Origin of the sequence: Bacillus norwichensis, assembly GCF_014836955.1 — a bacterium.
GTDB lineage: Bacteria > Bacillota > Bacilli > Bacillales > Bacillaceae_C > Siminovitchia > Siminovitchia norwichensis.
The window spans coordinates 38,338-47,327 of record NZ_JACSPV010000035.1; the positions used below are offsets into that span (position 1 = coordinate 38,338).

The following is an 8,990-nucleotide window of genomic DNA, read 5'->3' on the forward strand; positions in this document are numbered from 1 at the left end:
TGCATAATAAGGGAGGAGCCGCATGGGCGTTATTAAAAGATATATGGCGTTTGTAAAGCCATATCGTTGGAGAATTATTGGAACATTGTTGATCGGCATCATTAAGTTCGCCATTCCGTTGCTTATTCCTTTTTTAATGAAATATGTCATTGATGATATTATTTCTGTCAATGATATGAGTGCTGATGAGAAAACTCATAAATTAATCATCACCATGATCATCATGCTGGTTATTTTTGCGGTTATTCGTCCACCAATTGAATATTACAGGCAATACTTTGCTCAATGGACAGCAAGTAAAGTTTTATACGACATTCGTGACCGGTTATTTACACATATTCAAAAACTGAGCTTCAAGTTTTATTCTAATACTCGTGCCGGTGAAGTTATATCAAGGGTTATCAACGATGTCGAGTCAACGAAAGATTTTGTTATCACGGGCCTGATGAATTTATGGCTGGATGCTGCTACAGTCATCATTGCTATTGGAATTATGTTAACGTTGGATGTCCCACTTACTTTTGTATCATTGGCAGTCTTTCCTTTATACATGATTTCCGTCAAATATTTTTTCGGGAATTTACGAAAACTTACGCGTGAGAGATCGCAAGCACTTGCGGGCGTCCAAAGCTATTTACACGAGCGCGTTCAGGGCATGCCTGTGATTAAGAGCTTTGCAATTGAAGATCATGAGCAGGAACAATTTGACAAGAACAACTCAAAGTTTTTGCAAAAGGCGATCAAACATACGAGTTGGACAGCGAAGGCTTTTGCAGTTGTGAATACGATCACCGATATTGCTCCGTTAATTGTCATTACCTATGCGGCCTACCAGGTTATCCATGGGAATTTGACCATCGGGACGATGGTGGCATTTATGGGATATGTCGAGCGTCTTTACAATCCGCTTCGCCGACTTGTGAATTCATCCACTACTCTTACGCAATCAATTGCTTCGATGGACAGGGTTTTTGAACTGGCGGATGAAAAGTACGATATTGATGATGCACCGAATGCCATTGAAGTAAAAGAAGTGAAAGGGAATATTCAATTTGATCACGTGACATTCGCTTATGATAAAGACGAGAAGTCAGTTTTGAAAAACATCAATCTCGATGTAAAAGAAGGGGAGACAATTGCTCTTGTCGGAATGAGCGGCGGAGGAAAGTCATCACTTGTCAGCTTGATTCCCCGGTTTTATGATGTGTCGGAAGGAGCCGTCCTGCTTGATGGGACGGATATCCGAAAGTTCAAGGTCAGAAGTCTTCGCGATAAAATAGGTATGGTTTTGCAGGATAATATTTTATTCAGTGACTCTGTAAGAGAGAATATTTTACTAGGAAAGCCGGACAGCTCAGAGGAAGAAGTGATTCGCGCTGCCAAGGCGGCAAACGCTCATGATTTCATTATGGAATTGCCGAAAGGGTATGATACCACTGTTGGAGAAAGAGGCGTCAAGTTGTCCGGAGGTCAAAAGCAACGTGTTGCCATTGCGAGGGTCTTTTTGAAAAATCCTCCTATCCTGATTTTGGATGAGGCTACATCAGCTCTCGATTTGGAAAGCGAACACCTTATACAGGAAGCGTTGGACGAACTGGCGAAAAACCGGACTACATTTATTATCGCACATAGGTTGTCAACGATTACCCATGCAGATCGAATTGTACTCATCGAACATGGAGAAATTGTGGAAGTCGGGACACATCAGGAGTTAATGGAAAAACAAGGCCATTATTATGATCTTTTCCAAGTTCAGCAATTAAATTAGGATTGGCGTAGGGAGAAGCTCTTGAACCAAAAGTTTCTGCATATTTAAGTACAAAAACAGCCGCGGATTTTTTCCGAGGCTGTTTTTTGATTATACGAACTGGCATAGACGCTTACGCCAATTTTCCTAGTATGGATGATCAGAGTCTCCTCTAATTATCTAATGCTTGCTGGGGACTAAGCACTTTAACTCATTTCGTCCGATGTATCCAGACATTTTTTATCCGATATCCACTTGGCTTTCATTCTCATGGTATGTCTGAAAAGCCCCGATTAATTTGTCAAGCTGCTCCAACTGTTCTTCGTATTCAATAATGGCGGATAGGATCCGCATTAAATGATAGGGTTGGAAGACATCTTCCGGGTCGCTTTTTCGAATTTCGTTTAGAAATAAATCACGCAGGTGGTCTCTATCGGTTTCCCCATAAAGAGTATCATCGAGTTCAGCCTCCTGTCGAACTTTTCCTAAATACTTTAATAGCAATTGTTCATGATAACTCAAAAGGGAATCGAGTCTCTCCCGTGTTTCTGTCTGTAAGTGTTCCGGAAGTTTATGCAAAATGTTTTCATACTTTCGCTGAAGCTTTAAAATATCAAAGCTTTTTTGGGTTACCTGAATCATTTGCCTGTAAATGACTAACTTCCGAAGTTTTGCGAAATCTGACTTTTTAAAATAACGCCGCTCTTCTTCATACATGGAATAGAGCTGGTTGACTTGGGTGATTCTTTTTTTTATGCTGCCAATATCTTTCTGTAATAACTGATCCTCAGAAGCAAACCTTGTTGTCAACCGAATCCATTTTATAATATCCTCAGTGACATCCGAAATACTTTGGAAAAGTTTAGTTTCATATTTAGGCGGCAGAAAGATGAAGTTCACCGCAAAGGCCGAAAGGATTCCGATAAATATGCCAAATGTGCGCAACGAGGCAAAGTACAAAAACTGTTCGGCGGGTGCTTCCATTATTACTATAATGGTAACAAGCGCTAGCCTGATGGAATTTTCGAGCTTCAACTTCACCATGATGACAATCGCCACGATTGCCGCTAATCCAACAATCAGTAAGTGGCTGCCGAATAGCAGGTGAAAGGTAATGGCTAATAGGGCGCCGATAATGTTTCCTTGCACATGCTCAACAACGGATAAATAGGAACGGTATATCGTCGGCTGGATGGCAAAGATGGCAGCGATAGCTGAAAAGATCGGTGAAGGCAGATTCAGAAGCTGTGTAATATAAAGTGCCAGCGTGATAGCAATTCCCGTTTTTAGCATTCGGGCACCAAGCTTCATATAAATAATTTCCTTTCTATACTTTGGGAATGAGCTTCCCTTATTTCATATTTTTAAAAGCTTTCTCCACTGCAGAAATCGTTTCATTCACATCTTCTTCTGTATGGGCAGTAGTTAAAAACCAGGCTTCATACTTGGAAGGGGCAATGTTGATTCCTTCATGAAGAAGCAGTTTGAAGAATTTGGCGAACATTTCCCCATCTGTTGCTTCCGCTTGTTCATAATGGGTTACTTTTTGCTTCGTGAAATAAATGGATAAGGCACCTTTAATACGATTGATGGTGATAGGAATACTGTATTTTTCTGCTGCTTGTGAAATTCCTTTTTCAAGTATTGCCCCAAGACGATCTAATTCTTCATAAGTCCCATCTTTTTGTAAAACCTCGAGGCAGGCAATTCCTGAAAGCATAGAAGCAGGATTTCCAGCCATTGTCCCTGCTTGATATGCTGGGCCGAGCGGAGCAACGCCTTCCATAATTTCTTGTTTTCCGCCATAGGCACCAATTGGTAAGCCGCCACCGATGATTTTACCAAGAGCTGTCAAATCAGGTGTGACCCCAAGTAAATTTTGTGCACCTCCATACATAAAGCGGAATCCAGTGATGACCTCATCATAAATGACAAGTGCCCCGTAATTATGAGCCACTTCGTTCACTTTTTCAAGAAATCCGGGTTGAGGTTCTACCATGCCGAAATTTCCTACAATGGGTTCAACGAGCACAGCAGCAATTTCATGTCCCCATTGATCCATTGCTTTTTCAAAGTCTTCTATATGATTGAAGGGAACTGTTATAACCTCTTGAGAAGTGCTTTTCGTTACTCCAGCAGAATCAGGCATGCCAAGCTGAGAAGGGCCAGATCCTGCCGCCACGAGGACAAGGTCAAAATGACCATGATAACATCCGGCAAATTTTAATATTTTATCCCGGCCTGTATACGCACGCGCAACTCTGATGGTTGACATGACCGCTTCTGTTCCAGAATTGACAAAACGGATTTTATCCATCGACGGAATTGCATCTTTGAGCATTTTAGCAAATTTGACTTCATGCTGTGTTGCAGTTCCGTACAACACGCCTGTTTCTGCAGCACCTTTAATAGCTTCTGTTACATGCGGATGGGCATGTCCAGTGATGATCGGTCCATAAGCAGCTAAGTAATCGATGTAGCGATTTCCGTCAACGTCGTACATGTAGGCACCTTCCGCCTTTTCAATTGCTATGGGTGCTCCGCCTCCAACAGCTTTGTATGAACGGGATGGGCTATTTACACCACCTACAATATGGGTGAGTGCTTCTTTATGTATGGCCTCTGACTTTGTAAAAATCATGTATTGTTTTCCTCCATTTGATGTAAAATACTAGCTTTTATTGTATTATGCCGATGGTTATAGTGCAATTCACAGGTTCAAGGCTGAGATTTGCTCGCATAGAAATATTAAAATCCACGTATATTGAATGAGGGACAAGAGAAAAGGGCGGTGGCGGCGAGTGTGGTATTTTTTGTTTTTGGGAGTGCTGGTATGTATTTTTATGGCTTTAAGACTCTTGTTTTTTCCCGCCCGTTTCAAATATAAAGAAGTTTCCTTTGAAAATTTTGTTTTTCTTGGTCTTACATATGCAGTAATCATGATCGGATTCGGTATTCTTTACCTGATGCTGGATATGAAAGGATTGTATGTATTTAATGATGTTGAGCTGAGAGGGAGTATAGGCGGCGGTTTTTTAGCCAAATTTGGAACTTCGGTTTATCTGAGTGCCGTTACTCTATTTTCTGTCGGGTTTGGAGACGTTGCCCCTGTTGGTATCGGACGGCTTCTTGCTATTATTGAAGCTTTGCTTGGTTATACGATTCCCGCTGCTTTTGTTGTGCGAACCTTTATTGACATTGATCCCTCCCCTAGAAAATAGCTAATGTCAAAATTTGAATTTTCGCCTGAATTTATGTACGCTAATACAAGATCATATTTAAGGGAGGCGGATTTCATGACAGTAAAAGAAAAAGAAATGGCACCAGATTTCAAGCTGCCGGCGAGCAATGGTGAAGAAGTTGCATTATCCGACTATCGTGGTAAAAAGAATATTCTTCTTTATTTCTACCCTAAGGATATGACTCCAGGCTGCACAGTGCAGGCATGTGATTTCAGGGACATGCACGAGGATTTTTCCGACTTGGATGCTGTAGTGTTAGGAATTAGCCCGGATCCACTTGATAGTCACGATAAATTTATCAAGAAGCATGGTTTACCGTTTTTGCTATTGGCAGACACAGACCATGAAGTGGCTGAGCTGTATGAGGTGTGGAAATTGAAGAAAAACTTCGGTAAAGAATATATGGGTATTGAGCGTTCCACTTTTATCATTGACAAGGAAGGAACTTTGGTCAAAGAGTGGAGAAAAGTAACAGCGAAAGGCCATGCCGAAGAAGCATTGCAGTACATAAAAGAAAATCTTTCTTAAATGTTTTTCAAAAACGATCCATGGTGGATCGTTTTTTGTTTAGCTATAGGCGCCATCGGCTCGAGGATCAAGTTACGCAGAAGGTTATTTAGGAAGAATGTGCTCCTGCGGCACAGCTTATTCAAGGAAGCATTTCACGATGTAAATGAAATGAGCAGCCTTGCTGTGATGGCTGGGGAACGGCCCCCATGCAGAGCGTTGCCCTATTCGGGGATTGACTCGGTTACGAAGGTGTTCTTAGGAACCTCCCACTGCAAACAGACTGTAAGGGGCATAAGTGGGAGTAGTTCAATGAAGAAAAAAGCCTATTTTTGTTTGTTTCCGGCTTTTGTCCATTCCAATTTTCAAGAAATACATAGCTTATAGTACAGGGCATACCTCCTCAGTTAATATAGACATATTTGGATCGCGAAAGCGGTCCTTTTTTATTGCTTAGTAAATAATAAACTGCCTAAGAAGTGAATAACAAATTTAGCGTCTTCTACGATATGTCAACTACGGCTACGACATACAGGAGGTACTGTTGCGTCGCGATTTGAGCCAGCCGATCGAGAGTATAAGTCAAATTGCTCTGGTGGAGAGGAGCTTCCTATAAAAATTTGCTTTGCTTGTCTCCGATAAGGTAGGAGCTATTCTTATTTTTAACCATAAACTTAAATAAAGCTGTTAAAATATAATTAATACAGAAGAGGGGAAGCCCCTTGCTTGATAGAATGTAATGGGATGGAGGGATTAGAGTGAAAATTTATACAAAAACTGGTGACAAGGGAATGACCTCTTTGGTATACGGAAGTCGGATTCCCAAAAATGATTTGCGTGTGGAGGCTTATGGGACATGCGATGAAGCCAATTCAGTTATTGGACAAGCATTGAGTTTTTTATTAAACGAACAGAAAACGGAAATAATAGAAGTAAAGCAAACGTTTCAACGTATTCAAACTATGCTGTTTCATGTCGGAGCTGAATTAGCGACACCTGAAGGTAAAGAAGTAAAGTGGAAGCTGATAGAAGAGGATATAAAGGATCTTGAGAAAATCATCGACACGTGGGATCAGGACCTTCCGCAGTTAAAGAATTTTATTTTACCAGGTGGACATCCGGCGGGGGCAGCCTTTCACACTGCAAGGACGATCGTTAGAAGAGCTGAAAGATGTGCCGTAGCCATCGGCAATGTAAATCCGCTGGTTCTCTCATATTTGAATCGACTATCGGATCTTCTTTTCGTTACTGCCCGTTACGTTAATACAAAACTTGGGGTTCTGGAACATACTTTGCATGAAAACTAGGCGAAGCCATTGACAAAAAGGCTTTGCTACTAGTACACTATTTATAAGGATTATAAAGTGAGAATGAATTTTTTATAAGAAAAGAGGTGCATGGCGATGTTAGATGAACAATTAAAAGAAGCAATTGATACGTTGAAAAAAACTGGAGTCCGGATTACACCTCAGCGTCATGCGATTTTAGAATATTTAATCCAGTCAATGTCACATCCGACTGCTGATGATATTTACAAATCTCTAGAAAGCAAATTCCCGAATATGAGTGTTGCAACAGTTTACAACAATCTACGGGTTTTCCGTGAAGTTGGGTTGGTAAAAGAATTAACATATGGAGATGCATCAAGTCGTTTTGACTTTGTGACATCTGATCATTACCATATTATTTGCGAAGAGTGTGGGAAAATCGTTGATTTTCATTATCCGGGACTCGACGAAGTTGAGCAATTGGCAGCTCATATGACGGGATTTTCCGTTGGACATCATCGGATGGAAATTTACGGTGTCTGTCCTGAGTGCAGCAAGAAAAAAACACATTAAAAAAAATCGCCTTTATGTTAGGCGATTTTTTTATTTCTTCTTCCTATTATAGCTTTCATCGAATTCTTTTCCCTCGAGTTCTGGATCCACAGTCAAAGGTTCATTACAGTGCATGCACATATCTACACGTCCGAGTATTTTTGTGGGCTTTCCGCAATTCGGGCACGCGACCTGCAATGCCTTTGTAGAAAGCATTCCTATCCAAAAATAAACAACAGTACTTCCAACGATGGACAGCAGCCCCAATATCATAAACAATGTCATGAGGATTGGATGTTTTTGAAAGAAAATACCTACATACATAATGATGAATCCGACGAATACGAGACTTAACGCAAATGTACGAATTTTATTGATCTTATTTGAATATTTTTTTGCCATTCAAAGCCCTCCCAAAAATAAACTATACCACAAACCCTGAAGAAAGCATGTCCGGGAAACCAACAATTTGTAGAAGAAGGAAAAACAATTGATACTGTCGAAATAGAAATAAATGATAGACAGCAACAAACTCATTTCACTTCTTTTGGGGGAATGGAAATGGAAGATTTTATTCGGCCATTAGTGAATCACTGTGCTTCTCGGCCAAATACGGTAGCTGTTTTGTTGATAGATCGAGCAAAAGAACTGTTGACGGGTAAGGATTTGTTTGATGTAATAATTTATGCAGTGGTAACTGATCAGGAAAGTTCTGAACAGTCCAAACATTTTTATGTACAGGGAATGCGAATCGGTCTTTTTATGATTGATGAAAGTCTGTTCCGAAAAAGAATGCTTTCGGAAGCAAATGCATTCCAACTGCTAAATGGAAGTGAAGTACTGTTCGAACGTGATCACTATATGGAAAGTATAAAAAGAGAAACTGTCTCGTGCGATCATAAAATGAGAATGGGCATGAAGTTTGCTAAATTGATTCAATCTTTTAGTCTCGGAAAGAAACTATTCGAGGATGAACATTATTTAGACGCTTACGACCTCCTTGTGAGTTCATTGCACGACCTAGCAAGATTTTCGCTCATGGAAAAGGGAATTGAGGCGGAAACAGCACTCTGGAAACAGATTAAAAAAAATGAACCGGAAATTTTGAAGCTCTTCGAGGAGCTCATAAAAAACGAAGAACCTATTGAGAAGAGACTGGAACTTTTATTTTTGGCGAGTAGTTTTTTTATTTACTCAAAAACATTAAAGGGCTCCGAGCACATTTTAGAGCTTATGAACGAACATGAAATTTGGAACCATGAAATGATTTCGCATCATCCTCAAATTAAATTGTATGGCTCCAGCTTGGGAACACTGTTAGAATATCTAATAGAAAAAGAATTGATTATTCCTATTCAAGTGGAGTCAGCATTCAATGGAATTTATGAGCGTTATTACCAAGTGAAAAAAACATGTTGACATGATTTATAATGTTTGCTATATTAGTAGTCGTCGCTAAGAAGTTAAAAGAAGTTAGCTTTTAAGCGATAAAGAAAAATGAAAAAAGATGTTGACACAAGAAAAGAACTTATGTTAATATTAAAAAGTCGCTCAAACGAGCAACGAAAAAACAAAAGCAATTTTGATCTTTGAAAATTGAACGAAACGAACGTCAATAATTTGATGTAACAATGGTTTTAAACCATTGCCAGCTAGAGCAAGGAACAAAGGCTA

9 protein-coding genes are annotated in these 8,990 nt (G+C 40.0%); 6 read left to right on the forward strand and 3 right to left on the reverse strand.

The window, feature by feature from the left end; all coding sequences use genetic code 11:
* Window positions 1–22 precede the first annotated feature (22 nt).
* Window positions 23–1,768: an ABC transporter ATP-binding protein gene (locus tag H9631_RS16525; protein WP_191814747.1), complete on the forward strand. Its 1,746-nt coding sequence runs from the start codon at window positions 23–25 to the stop codon at window positions 1,766–1,768.
* A gap of 219 nt (window positions 1,769–1,987) precedes the next feature.
* On the opposite strand, the gene H9631_RS16530 is transcribed toward H9631_RS16525, so the two are convergent.
* Together H9631_RS16530 and H9631_RS16535 are read right to left on the reverse strand one after the other, a co-directional pair.
* Entirely contained in the window at window positions 1,988–3,058 is a 1,071-nt protein-coding gene (locus H9631_RS16530; RefSeq protein ID WP_191814749.1) for an FUSC family protein, read from the reverse strand.
* Between the two features lie 40 nt (window positions 3,059–3,098).
* Complete coding sequence (locus H9631_RS16535) at window positions 3,099–4,385, reverse strand: glutamate-1-semialdehyde 2,1-aminomutase (protein WP_191814766.1); 1,287 nt, start codon at window positions 4,383–4,385, stop codon at window positions 3,099–3,101.
* A 205-nt stretch (window positions 4,386–4,590) separates the two neighbouring features.
* On the opposite strand from H9631_RS16535, the gene H9631_RS16540 reads away from it, so the two are divergent.
* The 4 genes from H9631_RS16540 to perR all read left to right on the forward strand — a co-directional run bounded on the left by H9631_RS16540 (window position 4,591) and on the right by perR (window position 7,337).
* Window positions 4,591–4,968: a potassium channel family protein gene (locus H9631_RS16540; RefSeq protein WP_225221110.1), complete on the forward strand. Its 378-nt coding sequence runs from the start codon at window positions 4,591–4,593 to the stop codon at window positions 4,966–4,968.
* A 75-nt stretch (window positions 4,969–5,043) separates the two neighbouring features.
* Window positions 5,044–5,517 carry a thioredoxin-dependent thiol peroxidase gene (gene bcp / locus H9631_RS16545; protein WP_191814752.1) on the forward strand — a complete coding sequence of 158 codons (474 nt, stop codon included), beginning with the start codon at window positions 5,044–5,046 and terminating at the stop codon, window positions 5,515–5,517.
* A 737-nt stretch (window positions 5,518–6,254) separates the two neighbouring features.
* Window positions 6,255–6,803: a cob(I)yrinic acid a,c-diamide adenosyltransferase gene (locus H9631_RS16550; protein ID WP_191814754.1), complete on the forward strand. Its 549-nt coding sequence runs from the start codon at window positions 6,255–6,257 to the stop codon at window positions 6,801–6,803.
* A 96-nt stretch (window positions 6,804–6,899) separates the two neighbouring features.
* Window positions 6,900–7,337, forward strand: coding sequence for a peroxide-responsive transcriptional repressor PerR (gene perR / locus H9631_RS16555; RefSeq protein WP_191814756.1), 438 nt, complete (start codon window positions 6,900–6,902; stop codon window positions 7,335–7,337).
* A gap of 30 nt (window positions 7,338–7,367) precedes the next feature.
* Here perR and H9631_RS16560 read toward each other — a convergent pair whose 3' ends face one another.
* Window positions 7,368–7,718, reverse strand: coding sequence for a YgzB family protein (locus H9631_RS16560; RefSeq protein ID WP_191814758.1), 351 nt, complete (start codon window positions 7,716–7,718; stop codon window positions 7,368–7,370).
* Window positions 7,719–7,877: 159 nt separating this feature from the next.
* Between H9631_RS16560 and H9631_RS16565 the strand changes: the two genes are divergently transcribed.
* Window positions 7,878–8,735, forward strand: a complete 858-nt coding sequence (locus H9631_RS16565; RefSeq protein ID WP_191814760.1) for a nucleotidyltransferase-like protein — start codon at window positions 7,878–7,880, stop codon at window positions 8,733–8,735.
* Window positions 8,736–8,990: the final 255 nt, after the last annotated feature.